This window comes from Pseudomonas sp. L13, assembly GCF_009935965.1.
Taxonomy (GTDB): domain Bacteria; phylum Pseudomonadota; class Gammaproteobacteria; order Pseudomonadales; family Pseudomonadaceae; genus Aquipseudomonas; species Aquipseudomonas lactis.
Window position 1 is genome coordinate 188,815 of sequence record NZ_QODJ01000002.1, and the last position, 14,852, is coordinate 203,666.

Below are 14,852 nucleotides of genomic sequence, written 5' to 3' on the forward strand. Positions count from 1 at the left end.
GCGACGATGGCTGTTCAGTGGCACCGCAACTAAACCGGAATACGCCAGGCCTTGGCCTGCTCCACGGTGGTAGAGCTGAAGGGTTTACTCCAGGGTTTATTGCGCGCCCGGTAGTGTTTGACGATGCCATCAAGCACACGGTTAAACTCCGCTGGCGTCGTCGCCTCGCCCAAATCACGCACCGCGCGTTGCAATAACTCGACGTTGGCAGCCGGCTGGCCAGGGCGGTATAGCGAGGGATAAATGACTTCGCGGATAAAATTCTCTGCCTTCACCCCAATATCGCGTTTTCGCATTTCCGTGACGGCGCTGCTCAACACCTTGGACAGGCCAGAGCCATTGCCCACCCCACGTTTGGCGCCCACCTGCAGCAGTTGCTGGAAATGATGCTGGCCTGGCGCATTCAGGCGCTTGCCCAGCCATTCGATATCCTCGGGTCTACGGGCGAGGGCGTCCAGATTGCGCAGCGCCGAGGCTATTTTGGGCGTAATCACCAGCGACGTATCGGATTGATTCGCTTCGGCAATCGCACTGTCCAACGCCTTTAACGCCTGTTGTGCGTCTTTGCGAAAACGCAACGCCTCGGCGCCGGCCGGGTCCTTTTGCAGTTCGTCCTGCACGCTGGCGAGCATTTGATCATCCATCGCCATCACGGCATCGTTCAGCGAGGGGAATTCATGGCGCTCTCGCTCCAGCTCACGTTTTTGCAGATGCCCTGACACCGCCTGGCGGGCCTGGGCCTGCAAATGCTGTTTCTGCTCGGAGGTCATGGTGAAGTTGACGGTGCCACCGAGCAAGCCGCGATAGTCGCCTTTATCGAAGTTCAACGGCAACGTTACCGTTTGCTCCGAATACGTTTTGAGCCGGTCGTCCTGATAGCTTTCAGCGGCGGTGTGTGGCGTGCCGGTGAAGGTGTCGGTCAGATAGCTGAAAAACCCACCGCTTTTGGGAGGGGCTGAGGGTTTGTCAGACTCGAACTTGACGATCAGGGCTTCGTCCTTGCCCAGGGGACTTTCCGGGAACGAGCGTTCAATGATTCCTGGCGCCGGGGTATTGAGCAGCAACCCACCGTCCTGAAACGCCGTGACCTCAGACGCAGCCTGGAACCCGTGACCCTGTTCGGTAGGGTTCTTGAACAGCCCAGGCAACGCCCCCGAAATAAGCGCAGCGCGGGCGATATCCATATCCGGTGTCAGGCTGGCATTGAATACCACCAACTGCGGGCGGCCATCGAACATCCCCGTGCCGGTGATGTTCAGTTGCTTGATCGCCGGAATATGCCGGCTCAAGATTTCCAGGTCGCGAAACGTCGGCCCTGCGCCAGCGCTTAGCCGGTCGGCAATTTCCGTGACTTCGGGCGGGCGGTTAGCCGCTGGCATGCCCGCGATATGGGCGAGAACAGACTTACGTGATTCATTACGAATCAAGTCTTCCAGCGGCTGCCCATCGGTTTGCAGGCGCGGCAGCAACGTCAGCAGCAGTTGAGAGATATTACCCGCCGGCCCTGGCACTTTTCCGACGATTTTGCCGAGCTGGGAACTGGCCTCCTGCAACCACGCCGTGACCGGGTCTTTGCTATTGAGCAGGCTGGGCAGGTCAAGGTTATTCGACAGTTGCGTAAAGGCCTCGGCATCCATGCCGCTGGCGAGCAGCGCTGCCGAAATGGCGCCGGCAGAAGAGCCGGAAATCACTTTGACGCCTTTGAGTTTGTCGGCCTCTTCAAGCGCCTGCACCATGCCTGGAAAGGCGATGCCCTTGGCGCCACCGCCACTGAGTACCAAGTGAGCAGGCGACGGCGGTGACAGCACCACCTCCACCCGCCCGTCACTGTGACGATAAATACTCAGGTTGCGCTCGCCCACACCTTTGACCAAGGCCGTCTTCACGTCCTGGTCGTTGGTTTGAGGCGATGGAGGTGGATTGCTTACAACAGGACTGGAGACTTTCATACACGAGGCTCTCTCTACAGGGTGTAGGCCTGAGTGATGAGAGAGCCTCGGATAGATCCATGTGGAATGATTTGGTAACGCAAATCACGTCGTGCAGTTGTTACTCGGGAAGACTGTCGTCCTTGAACTGGTCCTTCACGTACTTGATTTCGGTACGGCCGTGGGGCGCCGGCAAACCATCTTCGCCCAGGTTGACGAAGACCATTTTTTCCACGGTCAAGATGCTTTTGCGCGTGATCTTGTTGCGCACCTCACAGGTCAGGGTGATGGAGGTGCGGCCGAACTCGGTGGCGGTGATGCCCAGTTCGATGATGTCGCCCTGGCGCGAGGCGCTGACAAAGTTGATTTCCGAGATGTACTTGGTGACCACGCGCTGGTTGCCGAGTTGGACAATGGCGTAGATGGCCGCTTCTTCATCGATCCAGCGCAGCAAGCTGCCGCCGAACAGGGTGCCGTTGGGGTTGAGGTCTTCGGGTTTTACCCATTTGCGGGTGTGGAAGTTCATGATCACTCCAAAGCGTCTTGCCAAATGATGGGCAACATCATGGCAGAGCCAGGGCCCAAGCTCTATGAGCCATTAGCTATCAGGCCCATGAGCGATCTTCATGCCGCCGACAGAAAGGCTTGGGAAGTGCCGCTTACACGGCTATAATCGCCTCCGCTTCAAAACGGTCATCTTCGATTGATACCGTTCTCCCGCCACCTGTCCGAGGGGCGCTGCAGCAGGTTCAACCTGTCAGGCTCGGATGGGGCGTTGTCCGGCCTGGTTGCCCTGGCCTGATACTAAACGCACAACGGCGCCCATTCGCACCCTACGAATGGAGGCTCTCTATGAGCGCTGTAATGACGCCTGCTGATTTCAATGACTACAAAGTCGCCGATATGTCCCTCGCTGCCTGGGGCCGTCGCGAAACCTTTATCGCCGAATCCGAAATGCCAGCCCTGATGGGTCTGCGTCGCAAGTACGCCGCTGAGCAGCCGCTCAAGGGCGCCAAGATTCTCGGCTGCATCCACATGACCATCCAGACTGCCGTGCTGATCGAAACCCTGGTTGCCCTGGGTGCCGAAGTGCGTTGGTCGTCCTGCAATATCTTCTCGACTCAAGACCAGGCCGCTGCCGCTATCGCTGCTGCCGGTATCCCGGTATTCGCCTGGAAAGGCGAGACCGAAGAAGAGTACGAGTGGTGCCTGGAGCAAACCATCCTCAAAGATGGCGCGCCTTGGGATGCCAACATGATCCTTGACGACGGCGGCGACCTCACCGAGTTGCTGCACAAGAAGTACCCGCAGATCCTCGACCGCGTCCACGGCGTGACCGAAGAAACCACCACCGGCGTACACCGCCTGCTGGACATGCTGGCCAAGGGCGAGCTGAAAATCCCGGCCATCAACGTCAACGACTCGGTGACCAAGAGCAAGAACGACAACAAGTACGGCTGCCGTCACAGCCTCAACGATGCCATCAAGCGCGGCACCGACCACCTGCTGTCGGGCAAGCAAGCCCTGGTGATCGGCTACGGTGACGTGGGCAAGGGTTCGTCCCAGTCCCTGCGTCAGGAAGGCATGATCGTTAAAGTCTCCGAAGTCGACCCGATCTGCGCCATGCAAGCGTGCATGGACGGTTTCGAAGTGGTTTCGCCGTTCATCAACGGCCAGAACGACGGCACCGAAGCCAGCATCGACAAGGCCCTGCTGGGCAAGATCGACCTGATCGTGACCACCACCGGTAACGTGAATGTGTGCGATGCGAACATGCTCAAGGCCCTGAAAAAGCGCGCCGTTGTCTGCAACATCGGTCACTTCGACAACGAAATCGACACGGCTTTCATGCGCAAGAACTGGGCATGGGAAGAAGTAAAGCCCCAGGTACACAAGGTTCACCGTACCGGCGCTGGCGATTTCGACCCACAGAACGATGACTACCTGATCCTGCTGGCCGAAGGCCGCCTGGTGAACCTGGGCAACGCCACTGGCCACCCAAGCCGCATCATGGACGGCTCGTTCGCCAACCAGGTACTGGCGCAGATCTTCCTGTTCGAACAGAAGTACGCCGACCTGTCGCCAGCGCAGAAAGCCGAGCGCCTGACCGTGGAAGTACTGCCCAAGAAACTCGACGAAGAAGTGGCCCTTGAAATGGTCCGCGGCTTCGGCGGCGTCGTGACTCAACTGACCAAGACCCAGGCCGACTACATCGGCGTGACGGTTGAAGGTCCGTTCAAGCCGCACGCTTATCGGTACTGACAGCAGCGGCAAGCTTTCAGCTACAAGCGGCAAGTAAAAGCGTTTGTGTTGGGGGTTTGCTACTTCCTTGCTCTTTAAGCAGCTGAGAGATGTAAGTTTCAAGCAGTAAGATCAGGCACAACGCCCTCTTGCAGCTTGAAGCTTGCAACTTGCAGCTGGAGATATCCCATGTCCCAAGACCGTCGCTACAGCTTCGAGTTCTTCCCGACCAAGACCGATGCTGGGCATGAAAAACTGATGGCGACTGCCAAGCAGTTGGCCAGCTTCAGCCCTGACTTCTTCTCCTGCACCTACGGCGCTGGCGGTTCGACCCGTGATCGCACGATCAACACCGTGTTGCAGCTGGAAAGTGAAGTCAAAGTTCCCGCCGCTCCGCATTTGTCCTGCGTGGGCGACAGCAAGGCCGACCTGCGTAGCCTGCTAACCCAATACAAAGCCGCCGGCATCAAGCGCATCGTTGCGCTGCGTGGCGACCTGCCATCGGGTATGGGCATGGCCAGCGGTGAGCTGCGCTACGCCAACGACCTGGTGAGTTTCATCCGCGAAGAAAGTGGTGATCACTTTCACATCGAAGTGGCCGCTTACCCGGAGATGCACCCCCAGGCGCGCAATTTCGAAGACGATTTGCAGAATTTCGTGCGCAAGGCCAATGCCGGCGCCGACAGCGCAATCACCCAGTATTTCTTTAATGCCGACAGCTACTTCTATTTCGTCGAGCGTGTACGGGCGATGGGCGTGAACATCCCCATCGTGCCGGGCATCATGCCCATCACCAACTACAGCAAGCTGGCGCGCTTCTCCGACGCCTGCGGCGCCGAGATCCCACGCTGGGTGCGCAAGCAGCTGGAAGCCTATGGCGATGACGTCAAAAGCATCCAGGCGTTCGGCGAGCAGGTCATCACCGAGATGTGTGAGCAATTGTTGCAAGGTGGTGCGCCAGGGTTGCATTTCTATACCCTGAACCAGGCTGAACCCAGCCTTGCCATCTGGAACAACCTCAAGCTGCCACGTTAACGCTTGACCGGTTGTACCAAGGCCCTCGTTCTGACGAGGGCCTTTGTCGTTTTACGTTACCCACGGAACCCCGCAGTCCATGAATACAGTGCCCCCGACGTCCCGCCCACAACTGGTTTACCTGGTCTTCGGCGCCGACACCTACCATCAGGAAGCCGTATTCAGCATCACCAGCGCACTGGCATTCCTGCAGGACACGCCGGACGCGAACATCGAGATTCAGGTATTTAGCGACAACCCCGAGCCCTATCGCCTGTTGCCGGTGCGCGTGCGCCCATTGGACGAGGCCACCCGCAAGCGCTGGAGCGAGCCTCACGGCTATCACTTTCGTACCAAACACGTGGTGCTGCGCCAGGTGCTGCAAGAATCCCCGGTGGCGCTGCTGATCGACACCGATACCTTCTTTCATCATTCGCCCATGGCCCTGTTCGAACGCGTACAGCCCGGCACCTTGCTGTGCAACGCCTTCTACACCAAGTACGGCGACAACCACGAAAGCATCCTTTACACCGCCCTGCGCCAGCGCCTGCTGGACATGGGCGTGGCTGACGATGACATGATGACCCTCAACTCCGGCGTCATGGGCCTGACCCAACAGGATGCGCACATCCTCGACCGCTCCATCGAGTTGATGGATGAACTGTTCCCCCATGCCCAGGGCGCGTACACCCTGGAAGAGTTCTGCCTGTCGATCGCCGCTTACCGCACCGTCAAGGTGCGCGAGTGCCCGGACCTGATCCATCATTACTGGAGCCGCAAACAGCTGTTCCGGGCCAAGGTCAAGGCGTGGATTGCCAAGCACGCCAGCGCGCCCACCAGCGCACAAGCCCTGGCCGATACGCGCCAGGTCTCCTCGCACCTACCGCGCCCGCCGCGTTTTCAGCGCTTGATGTACAAGCTGATCACCCTGCTGCTGCCCAAGCACCAGCAACAGTTCATCCGCGAAATCCTCTACGGCTGCTACGAACACGAAAACGAGTTCGACCAGGCGTGCGGCCCGGTCTGGTGGGACAAGGCCCGACAAAATCAGGAAGAACGCCAGAAGCGCCCGCTTGATGCCCACCAGTTGCAACACTGGTTCGCCAACCCCGTGGTGCGTTTGATTCTGGGTGAGCGCCGCGCCGCGATCCAGGAACACCTGCTGAACACTCCCGCGAAGTAAGACCGCCCGCCAATGCGCGTGCCAGAGCTTCTCTTTATTCGGGGAGCGTCGTAACCTCAGGGTATGCCCGTCCTCTTCAAGCTGTTCACCGCTGCGTTGTTTTCTTGCCTGAGCCTGGCCGCTCATGGCGAGAAACTACGCATTGTCACCGAACCCTGGGCGCCCTATGTCTACGAAGACAACGGCATCATGGCCGGCCTGGATTATGAAACCACGGTGATCGTGTTCCAGCGCCTGGGGGTGGAGGTGCAATGGCAGTTCCTGCCCTGGAAGCGCTGCCTGGCGATGCTCGAGCAGGGCCACGCCGACGGCGCGCTGGATATTTTCCACAGCCAGGAGCGCGACGCCTTGCTGCTCTATCCCAGCGAGCCGTTGTCGGAAGTCGAATTTGTCTTGTTCTATGCCAACGACCGCCCCCACCCCGCCGCCACCCTCGACGACCTGCGTGGCCTGACGGTTGGCGTTTCCCCCGGCTACCTCTATGGCGACGCGTTCAGTGGGTCCAACACCTTCCAGCGTGAACCTGCGCCCAGCCATGAAGCCAATTTTGGCAAACTCATGCTGGGGCGCGTCGATATGGTGGTGACTGACCGGCGCGTGGGGCACCACGTGATCAAGGCGCTGGGCCTGGAAGGTAAAGTCAGCCAGGCGTCGGTGGTGGTCAGTCGCCAGCAGCAATTCCTGGCGGTACGCCGTGGTGCCGGCATGGACCTGCTGGTGCAACGCTTTGCCGCCGAGCTCAAGCGCTTCAAGCAAGAGCCCGCCTATGCCACATTGAGCGCCAAATATGGCCGGATGCACGAGCAAACGGCCCCCATACCGGCCCCCGAACACGCCGTTGAGCAGCAGGAAAGCAGCGCGCAGTGATTGCTCTGTTATACTGCGGCCTTTCCGCCAGGCTTACGCCCGGCCGCTCGGGTCTTGAAAACGGCACCCAACCCAGCTACTGCGCAGCTTTGCGGCCCGCGCGAGCCGGTGGAGTGCCCGCCAGACGCAGCAGGACCGGACGGGGTTGCGCTCCCCTAAGCGCCATTCACGCCCGGCAAGATTATCCCTTTGGGCCAAGCCCTAACTAAAACAGGATTACTCATGTCCTTTGCTTCCCTCGGTCTCTCCGAGGCTTTAGTCCGCGCCATCGAGGCGGCGGGCTATACCGAGCCTACTCCGGTGCAACAGCGGGCCATTCCCGCCGTGTTGCAAGGTCGCGACCTGATGGTCGCGGCTCAGACAGGTACTGGTAAAACCGGCGGTTTCGCCCTCCCGATCCTGGAGCGGTTGTTTCCCAATGGTCACCCGGACAAATCCCAACGTCACGGCCCGCGCCAACCGCGTGTACTGGTCCTGACCCCAACCCGCGAACTCGCCGCCCAAGTGCACGACAGCTTCAAGCTGTATGCCCGCGACTTGAAGTTCGTCAGCGCCTGCATCTTCGGCGGCGTCGGCATGAACCCACAGGTTCAGGCCATGTCCCGTGGCGTCGACGTGCTGGTGGCCTGCCCGGGTCGTTTGCTCGACCTGTGCGGCCAAGGCAGCGTCGATCTGTCCCACGTGGAAATCCTCGTGCTGGACGAAGCCGACCGCATGCTCGACATGGGCTTTGTCCATGACGTGAAAAAGGTCCTCGCCCGCCTGCCGGCCAAACGTCAGAACCTGCTGTTTTCGGCAACGTTCTCCCAGGACATCACCGCCCTGGCTGGCAAGCTGCTGCACAACCCCGAGCGCATCGAAGTCACGCCACCGAACACCACGGTCGAGCGTATCGAGCAACGTGTGTTCCGCCTGGCCGCCAGCCACAAGCGCTCGCTGCTGGCGCATCTGATCACCCACGGTGCCTGGGAACAGGTGCTGGTGTTCACTCGCACCAAGCACGGCGCCAACCGCCTGGCCGAGTACCTGGACAAGCACGGCCTCACCGCCGTCGCCATCCACGGCAACAAGAGCCAGAACGCGCGCACCAAAGCCCTGGCCGACTTCAAGGCCGGTACTGTGCGCATCCTGGTTGCCACAGATATCGCCGCACGCGGCCTGGATATCGACCAGTTGCCACACGTGGTCAACTTCGAGCTGCCAAACGTCGATGAAGACTATGTGCACCGTATCGGCCGTACGGGCCGTGCCGGTCGGTCGGGCGAGGCCATTTCGCTGGTCGCTCCGGATGAAGAAAAACTGCTGAAAAGCATCGAGCGCATGACCAAGCAGAAAATCGCCGACGGCGACCTGATGGGCTTCGATGCCAGCGCCGTGGAGGCCGAGAAGCCAGAAGCGCGCGAACGCCCAGACGTGCGTAACCCACGCAACCCACGCGGCCCCAAAGGCGATGGCCCGAACGGCGGCGGTGGTGGCGGTGGTCGTCGCGACAAAGGCAAGGACAAGGGCAAGGAAAAGTCCGCGACCAGCAGCCGTGGCGAACGCCCGGCCCGTGAGCAGAAGCCCCGTGAAGGTACCCCGGCCCGCGAACAGCGCCAGCCGAGCCAACCACCACGCGCCGCGGCCGACCGTGCCCCGGACGAGTTCCTTGACGACGATATCGATAACTTCGGTAACCGCGTCGACTACGTGCCCCAGGCCAAACCGGCTCAGGGCCGTGGTCGTCGTCCAGGGGCTCCGGCCCAGGGCGCGGGCGCTCCCCGTAGCGGCCAGCCACAGGGCGGTCGTCAGAACGCCCCGCGCAACAGCAGCGGCGGCACCACCGGTACCCCGCCCGCCAAGCGCAGCGGCCCACGTAATGGCGCACCGCGTGACGGCCAGGCTCGTCGCGAAGATTCGCGCAGCAACAACCGCCGCCCGGCCCGTGACGATCAGCCTCGTTCGTCCGAGCCTGCGGTACAAAACCCGCGCGGCGGCCCGGCGCCGAAAATCATCCACAAGGAGTCGAAAGCGGATCGCTTCCCGACACCTGAGCAGTTGGACCAACTGCCAGGCCGTCCTCGTGGTGAGAAACCAGCGTTGCTGACTCGCAACCGCGAAGCATAAAAAAAACCCGTATCGCGAGATACGGGTTTTTTTTGGCCTGTAGGAGCGAGGGGGACGCCTAGTTCTTGCTCGCGAAGGTCGTCAACGATAACGCGGGCATCCTGGTTTAACGCGGTGTCCTTGCGGCCTTCGCGAGCAAGCTCGCTCCTACATACGAAGCATTACTTCGCTTTCACACCTTCAAAGGTGATGTACAGCGCAACAGCGTCGGACTGTGGACCTACGTCCATGCCAGCCGGGAAGAAATCTTTGCGGCTGATCGACGTGGTGCCTTCAAAGCCGGCACGGTAGCCGCCCCATGGGTCCTTGCCTTCGCCCAGGAACGTGGCCTTGACCACGACAGGCTTGGTCACGCCGTGGAAGGTCAGGTCGCCAGTTACGTCGGCAGTCTGCTTGCCATCAGCGTTCTTGCCGGTTGGCTTGACGCTGGTGGAGACGAACTTGGCATCAGGGAATTTGCCCGAATCCAGGAAGTCCTTGCTGGTGACGTGCTTGTCGCGCTCGGCGTGGTTGGAGAACACGCTGGCAGTACGCACGTTGACTTCAATCTTGGCGTCTTCGGGCTTGGCGGCATCAAAGCTGAACTTACCATCCAGGTCCTTGAAGGTACCGGTGATGTAGCTGTAGCCCAGGTGGCTGATTTTGAAATCGACGAAGGCGTGCTGGCCTTCCTTGTCGATCACGTAGTCAGCGGCCATCGCCGAACCTGCGGACAGCAGGGCAGAACCGATTGCCAGCGCAGCGAGTGTTTTTTTCAACATGCTTTCTATTCCTTGTGAGTCGAGGTTGAACATCAGGCTTTGCGTCCCAGCATTCGCGCAAGGGTCGCATCACGATCGATAAAATGGTGTTTCAGTGCCGCCACGCCGTGCAAGCCGGCGAAGACCACCAACACCCAGGCCAGGTACAGGTGCACCCAACCTGCGGTATCTGCCTGGTCCGGTAGACCGGAAACCACGGCAGGAATTTCAAACAGGCCAAACACCGGGATACCGACACCGTCTGCGGTGGAGATCAGGTAACCGGCAATCATCACGGCAAACAGCCCAACATAAAGGAACGCGTGCCCAAATGCGGCACCGATCCGCGTCATGCGGCTATAGCTGGTCAGCGGTGGTGGCGGCGGGCTGACCAGGCGCCAGACGATCCGCAGCAGCATGATGGCGAACAGCGTGATGCCAATGCTCTTGTGCAAGTCGGGCGCATCTTTGCGCCAGGCGCTGTAGTAATCGAGACCGACCATCCACAAGCCCAAGGCAAATAAACCGAACACCACCAGGGCTACGCCCCAGTGCAGAACCATGCTGACCCAACCATAGCGGGCCGGCGAATTGCGTAGCTGCATGTACTTAATCCCGTAAGAACTGTGCCCAAGACTAGCGCTTTACCTATCGAATTAAAGCGGAAAATTTTGCTTTGAAATATCGAGAAATACGATAAAGAGGCTATGCATCATAAATTAACAAGGGATTAAGACTATTCCCAAGAAACGTGACAGACCGTCCTGCATTTACCGCGAATTTCCCCACAATCGCTTGTGAGCCAAGCCACCATTGCATAGGCTTGCGCGATTGTTTCGCCTGCGCCGGCCGCAGGACCGCTTCGAGGAGATCACCGATGGGCTTGAACAACCAGTGGATGCAACGCGACCTCGCGGTGCTGTGGCATCCCTGCACCCAGATGAAAGACCACCAGCAACTGCCGCTGGTGCCCATCAAACGCGGTGAAGGCGTATGGCTGGAAGACTTCGAAGGCAAGCGCTACCTCGATGCCGTCAGTTCCTGGTGGGTCAACGTATTCGGCCATGCCAACCCGCGCATCAACCAGCGCATCAAGGACCAGGTCGATCAACTGGAGCACGTGATCCTCGCCGGTTTCAGCCATCAGCCGGTGATCGAGCTGTCCGAGCGCCTGGTCGCGATGACGCCCGAAGGGCTGACCCGCTGCTTCTACGCCGACAACGGTTCGTCCTGCATCGAAGTGGCGCTGAAGATGAGCTTTCACTACTGGCTCAACCGCGGTCAGCCGAACAAAAAGCGCTTCGTCACCCTTACCAACAGCTACCACGGCGAAACCATCGCCGCGATGTCGGTGGGCGACGTGCCGCTGTTTACCGAGACCTACAAGGCGCTGCTGCTCGACACGATCAAAGTGCCAAGCCCGGACTGCTACCTGCGCCCCGAAGGCATGAGCTGGGAAGAACACTCACGCAACATGTTTCTGGCCATGGAACAGACCCTGGCCGAGCACCACGACACCGTTGCCGCCGTGATTGTCGAGCCGCTGATCCAAGGCGCCGGCGGCATGCGCATGTACCACCCGGTGTACCTCAAGCTGCTGCGCGAAGCCTGCGACCGCTATGGCGTGCACTTGATCCACGACGAAATCGCCGTGGGCTTTGGCCGCACCGGCAGCATGTTCGCCTGCGAACAAGCCGGCATCCGCCCGGACTTCCTGTGCCTGTCCAAGGCCCTCACCGGTGGTTACCTGCCACTGGCCGCGGTGGTCACCACCGAAGAGGTCTACAGCGCCTTCTACGACGATTACCCCACACTGCGTGCCTTCCTGCACTCCCACAGCTACACCGGCAACCCGCTGGCCTGTGCGGCGGCGTTGGCAACGCTGGATATCTTTGAAGAAGACAACGTCATCGAGAACAACAAGGCCCTGGCCCAGCGCATGGCCACCGCCACCGCGCACTTGGTGGACCATCCTCACGTGTCGGAAGTGCGCCAGACCGGCATGGTGCTGGCCATCGAGATGGTGCAGGACAAAGCCACCAAGGCTGCCTACCCGTGGCAGGAGCGCCGTGGCCTGAAGGTTTTCGAGCACGCGTTGGAACGTGGTGCGTTGTTGCGGCCGTTGGGCAGCGTGGTGTATTTCCTGCCGCCGTATGTGATTACACCCGAACAGATCGACTTTCTGGCCGAGGTGGCCAGCGAAGGCATCGATATCGCCACTAACAGCAAGGTCAGCGTGGCGGTGCCGAAAGACTTCCACCCAGGCTTCCGCGACCCAGGCTGATTGCCCAATTCCTTGTAGGAGCGAGCTTGCTCGCGAAGGCATTCCAGGCGCACCGCTGCGTCGGATGTACATTTTTCGCGAGCAAGAACTAGGCGTCCCCCTCGCTCCTACATACACAACCTTTTCAGAGAACAGACATGAGACTGTCCCGCTTTTTCACCGACACCCCGCTGAGCCTGGGTGACCACGAACTGCCCGAAGCCCAGGCGCATTACATCAGCCGTGTGTTGCGCATGGCTGAAGGCGATGCCGTGCAATTGTTCGACGGCTCTGGCCAGGAATTTCGGGGCACCTTGCTGGAAGTCGGTAAAAAACGCGTCACCGTGCAACTCACGGAAAGCTTTGCCGGCCAGGCCGAATCTCCCCTGCACATTCACCTCGGCCAGGGCCTGTCCCGGGGCGAGCGTATGGATTGGGCGATCCAGAAGGCCACTGAACTGGGCGTCAACGCGATCACACCGATCTTCAGCGACCGCTGCGAAGTACGCCTCAAGGACGAACGCGCCGACAAACGCTTGCTGCACTGGCGCCAGGTGGCAATCAGCGCGTGTGAACAATGTGGGCGTTCGACGGTGCCGGTGATACACCCACCGCTCTTGCTGGCAGACTGGCTCAAGCAAACCGAGGCGGATTTGAAGCTGGTGTTGCACCCGGTGGCAGAGCCGATGATCAGCCACGCCAAGCCCTCCAGCCTGGCGTTCTTGATCGGCCCCGAAGGTGGGCTGACTGACAACGAAGTCGAAACGGCCCAGAGTGCAGGCTTCCACGCCGCCCGCCTCGGCCCGCGTGTATTGCGTACCGAGACAGCGCCTGTAGTCGCGCTGGCAGTCGCCCAGCAACTGTGGGGCGACTTCTGACCTCACCCTGTAAACCCAATCAAATGTGGGAGGCCCCACTAAGTCTTCGACATAGCGCTGTCGCGCATCAAACTGGTTCATCGTAAAGTTGAAGAACGCGTACGGGGCAAAGGCCGTAGCCGGCACTGGCGTGTCAGCACCCGAGTGGGAGAGTGGCCCGCACGGTATCGGTGTGGAATCATTGTCGGGGTGATGACAAAATCCATGTCGATCTGAGCTTTGTCGACGCACGCATAAGAGATGCGAAACGCTTCCACAAAATCCGGAATTTGCTCAATAGAGCTTCCGTAGAAAATGGGTACGAAATCAGAATCTAGTCTTACTTTGGTCTGACCCCAGTCAGCTTCTGGAGAGAAATTTTCAAGCATTGGAAACTCCGGCCAAACCGCATAAAGCGCCTTGGCGAAGTTCTCGAATTCTTCATAGGTTTCGATAGGCAATGCTTCAAGAACCGACTCCTCGGTTCTTAGCAGAACCGCCCACGCAAACATATGTTTGACTTGGCTGGCTACGTTGGCAGGCCACAGATCAGATGCGCACAGGGCCAGCGCTGTATCCGTGCGTTTGTAACGCAAAAAACCTGGCGAGTCTGTTCAATACGTTTCTGAAATTCTCCACCGTTCTCTGGATCAGGCGCGCCTTGCCTGAACAAAGACTCGAAATCCTCAGGCCATAGTTGCGAATCCAGAGTTGCTTTTGCGGCCTTACGCTCGCGTTTTTCCCGAGATTTCTTTCCCATCTGACACTTCCTTTTGCATGGCTGTGGGCGCCGGTTTTGAATTGACCCGATTGCAGAGAGAGGCCAGACCAGTCTGATAGTTCCCGAACCATCACCTGTCCCGGGTTATACACTTCTGGTGGTGGGTCAGCCTGGCTCCTGCATATAGGTCAATTCGGCATCAGCGCGAACAATCATGGCTTTCGCGGCCTGCGCTGCTCCTGTCCTAGCTGGCATGACACCGGCCTTTTCATGCGGCCACTCTCAACCTGTCCAGAAATGTACAAATGTTCATTGGGCCACTGCCACTGACCGGAACGATCAATGCTGTCTGTGGATAGTTGATACAGTGATAACCGTCCGGCCAACTCACTTTCCTGACCCCGACACCAAAGGCGATGGTGTGCCTCCGGCGTCATGGTAGAAAACCTCTTTTCCAAATGAGTCGCTGCGGAGAGCTCGCCCACTTGGCTCAGCTATCCGCTTTCTTGCCGCACCGACAGTGCTAAAGATGAAAGCTGGCCTTTCCCTAGGGGCCGTTCGTCGCATCGGGGCTCATGTGGGAGGGCTGATGGATTCCTGCTCCACCGCGCTTCGGTTAGAATTGTGGACCTGCAGCAGATTGGTATTTTTCGCGATTTTGCCGCATTCAGCCCTGAAAATGCGCTCTGAGCGAGACTCCGGTTTCGAAAGCCGAACGTTGGCTTGGAGTGCTTTCTGACGATCTCAGCGAACCGCAAAGCCGCTATGAGACCACACACATATATTTGACAAAGCCCGGGCTAGGCCTCCAGAATGTGTTTATCCAACGAATGTCGGCATCCAGTCCTAGGAGATGCACATTCGGCGCAGTCAGCATGAGGGGTAGCAACCCTTCTTTGGACATTGGCTACCGTGAGCTGCAACGGTTCCTT

12 protein-coding genes and 1 riboswitch are annotated in these 14,852 nt (G+C 59.5%); of the genes, 7 read left to right on the top strand and 5 right to left on the bottom strand.

Features of this window, described 5'->3' with window-relative positions; all coding sequences use genetic code 11:
- Positions 1 to 29: 29 nt before the first annotated feature.
- Both DK871_RS02535 and DK871_RS02540 read right to left on the bottom strand, forming a co-directional pair.
- Positions 30 to 1,949, bottom strand: a complete 1,920-nt coding sequence (locus DK871_RS02535; RefSeq protein WP_161903873.1) for a patatin-like phospholipase family protein — start codon at positions 1,947 to 1,949, stop codon at positions 30 to 32.
- Positions 1,950 to 2,049: 100 nt separating this feature from the next.
- On the bottom strand, positions 2,050 to 2,454 hold the full coding sequence (locus tag DK871_RS02540) for an acyl-CoA thioesterase (RefSeq protein ID WP_003194988.1): 405 nt from the start codon (positions 2,452 to 2,454) through the stop codon (positions 2,050 to 2,052).
- Between the two features lie 198 nt (positions 2,455 to 2,652).
- Positions 2,653 to 2,759, top strand: a riboswitch (S-adenosyl-L-homocysteine riboswitch).
- A gap of 21 nt (positions 2,760 to 2,780) precedes the next feature.
- On the opposite strand from DK871_RS02540, the gene ahcY reads away from it, so the two are divergent.
- The 5 genes from ahcY to DK871_RS02565 all read left to right on the top strand — a co-directional run bounded on the left by ahcY (position 2,781) and on the right by DK871_RS02565 (position 9,339).
- Entirely contained in the window at positions 2,781 to 4,190 is a 1,410-nt protein-coding gene (gene ahcY / locus DK871_RS02545) for an adenosylhomocysteinase (protein WP_034128916.1), read from the top strand.
- A gap of 168 nt (positions 4,191 to 4,358) precedes the next feature.
- The gene (metF, locus tag DK871_RS02550; protein WP_098950144.1) at positions 4,359 to 5,204 is read left to right on the top strand and encodes a methylenetetrahydrofolate reductase [NAD(P)H]; all 846 of its coding nucleotides are present in this window, start codon (positions 4,359 to 4,361) and stop codon (positions 5,202 to 5,204) included.
- A 79-nt stretch (positions 5,205 to 5,283) separates the two neighbouring features.
- Entirely contained in the window at positions 5,284 to 6,366 is a 1,083-nt protein-coding gene (locus tag DK871_RS02555) for a hypothetical protein (protein WP_161903874.1), read from the top strand.
- A 63-nt stretch (positions 6,367 to 6,429) separates the two neighbouring features.
- Positions 6,430 to 7,233: an ABC transporter substrate-binding protein gene (locus tag DK871_RS02560; protein WP_161903875.1), complete on the top strand. Its 804-nt coding sequence runs from the start codon at positions 6,430 to 6,432 to the stop codon at positions 7,231 to 7,233.
- A gap of 222 nt (positions 7,234 to 7,455) precedes the next feature.
- Positions 7,456 to 9,339 (top strand): DEAD/DEAH box helicase, encoded by a 1,884-nt coding sequence (locus tag DK871_RS02565; protein ID WP_003194998.1) that lies wholly within the window; start codon positions 7,456 to 7,458, stop codon positions 9,337 to 9,339.
- 161 nt (positions 9,340 to 9,500) lie between these two features.
- Here DK871_RS02565 and DK871_RS02570 read toward each other — a convergent pair whose 3' ends face one another.
- Together DK871_RS02570 and DK871_RS02575 are read right to left on the bottom strand one after the other, a co-directional pair.
- Complete coding sequence (locus DK871_RS02570) at positions 9,501 to 10,100, bottom strand: YceI family protein (protein WP_161903876.1); 600 nt, start codon at positions 10,098 to 10,100, stop codon at positions 9,501 to 9,503.
- Between the two features lie 32 nt (positions 10,101 to 10,132).
- Positions 10,133 to 10,684, bottom strand: a complete 552-nt coding sequence (locus DK871_RS02575; protein WP_161903877.1) for a cytochrome b — start codon at positions 10,682 to 10,684, stop codon at positions 10,133 to 10,135.
- Positions 10,685 to 10,956: 272 nt separating this feature from the next.
- Between DK871_RS02575 and DK871_RS02580 the strand changes: the two genes are divergently transcribed.
- Both DK871_RS02580 and DK871_RS02585 read left to right on the top strand, forming a co-directional pair.
- A complete protein-coding gene (locus DK871_RS02580) occupies positions 10,957 to 12,363 on the top strand; it encodes an adenosylmethionine--8-amino-7-oxononanoate transaminase (RefSeq protein ID WP_034128920.1) in 1,407 nt (468 codons plus the stop codon).
- A gap of 137 nt (positions 12,364 to 12,500) precedes the next feature.
- Complete coding sequence (locus DK871_RS02585; RefSeq protein ID WP_161903878.1) at positions 12,501 to 13,220, top strand: 16S rRNA (uracil(1498)-N(3))-methyltransferase; 720 nt, start codon at positions 12,501 to 12,503, stop codon at positions 13,218 to 13,220.
- 77 nt (positions 13,221 to 13,297) lie between these two features.
- On the opposite strand, the gene DK871_RS02590 is transcribed toward DK871_RS02585, so the two are convergent.
- On the bottom strand, positions 13,298 to 13,795 hold the full coding sequence (locus DK871_RS02590) for a hypothetical protein (RefSeq protein WP_161903879.1): 498 nt from the start codon (positions 13,793 to 13,795) through the stop codon (positions 13,298 to 13,300).
- Between the last annotated feature and the right edge of the window lie 1,057 nt (positions 13,796 to 14,852).

What these genes read in the sequence shown, in the direction of transcription:
- DK871_RS02535 (WP_161903873.1), bottom strand. Translation starts at nt 1,949, where the DNA reads ATGAAAGTCTCCAGTCCTGTTGTAAGCAATCCACCTCCATCGCCTCAA.
- DK871_RS02540 (WP_003194988.1), bottom strand. Translation starts at nt 2,454, where the DNA reads ATGAACTTCCACACCCGCAAATGGGTAAAACCCGAAGACCTCAACCCC.
- ahcY (WP_034128916.1), top strand. Translation starts at nt 2,781, where the DNA reads ATGAGCGCTGTAATGACGCCTGCTGATTTCAATGACTACAAAGTCGCC.
- metF (WP_098950144.1), top strand. Translation starts at nt 4,359, where the DNA reads ATGTCCCAAGACCGTCGCTACAGCTTCGAGTTCTTCCCGACCAAGACC.
- DK871_RS02555 (WP_161903874.1), top strand. Translation starts at nt 5,284, where the DNA reads ATGAATACAGTGCCCCCGACGTCCCGCCCACAACTGGTTTACCTGGTC.
- DK871_RS02560 (WP_161903875.1), top strand. Translation starts at nt 6,430, where the DNA reads ATGCCCGTCCTCTTCAAGCTGTTCACCGCTGCGTTGTTTTCTTGCCTG.
- DK871_RS02565 (WP_003194998.1), top strand. Translation starts at nt 7,456, where the DNA reads ATGTCCTTTGCTTCCCTCGGTCTCTCCGAGGCTTTAGTCCGCGCCATC.
- DK871_RS02570 (WP_161903876.1), bottom strand. Translation starts at nt 10,100, where the DNA reads ATGTTGAAAAAAACACTCGCTGCGCTGGCAATCGGTTCTGCCCTGCTG.
- DK871_RS02575 (WP_161903877.1), bottom strand. Translation starts at nt 10,684, where the DNA reads ATGCAGCTACGCAATTCGCCGGCCCGCTATGGTTGGGTCAGCATGGTT.
- DK871_RS02580 (WP_034128920.1), top strand. Translation starts at nt 10,957, where the DNA reads ATGGGCTTGAACAACCAGTGGATGCAACGCGACCTCGCGGTGCTGTGG.
- DK871_RS02585 (WP_161903878.1), top strand. Translation starts at nt 12,501, where the DNA reads ATGAGACTGTCCCGCTTTTTCACCGACACCCCGCTGAGCCTGGGTGAC.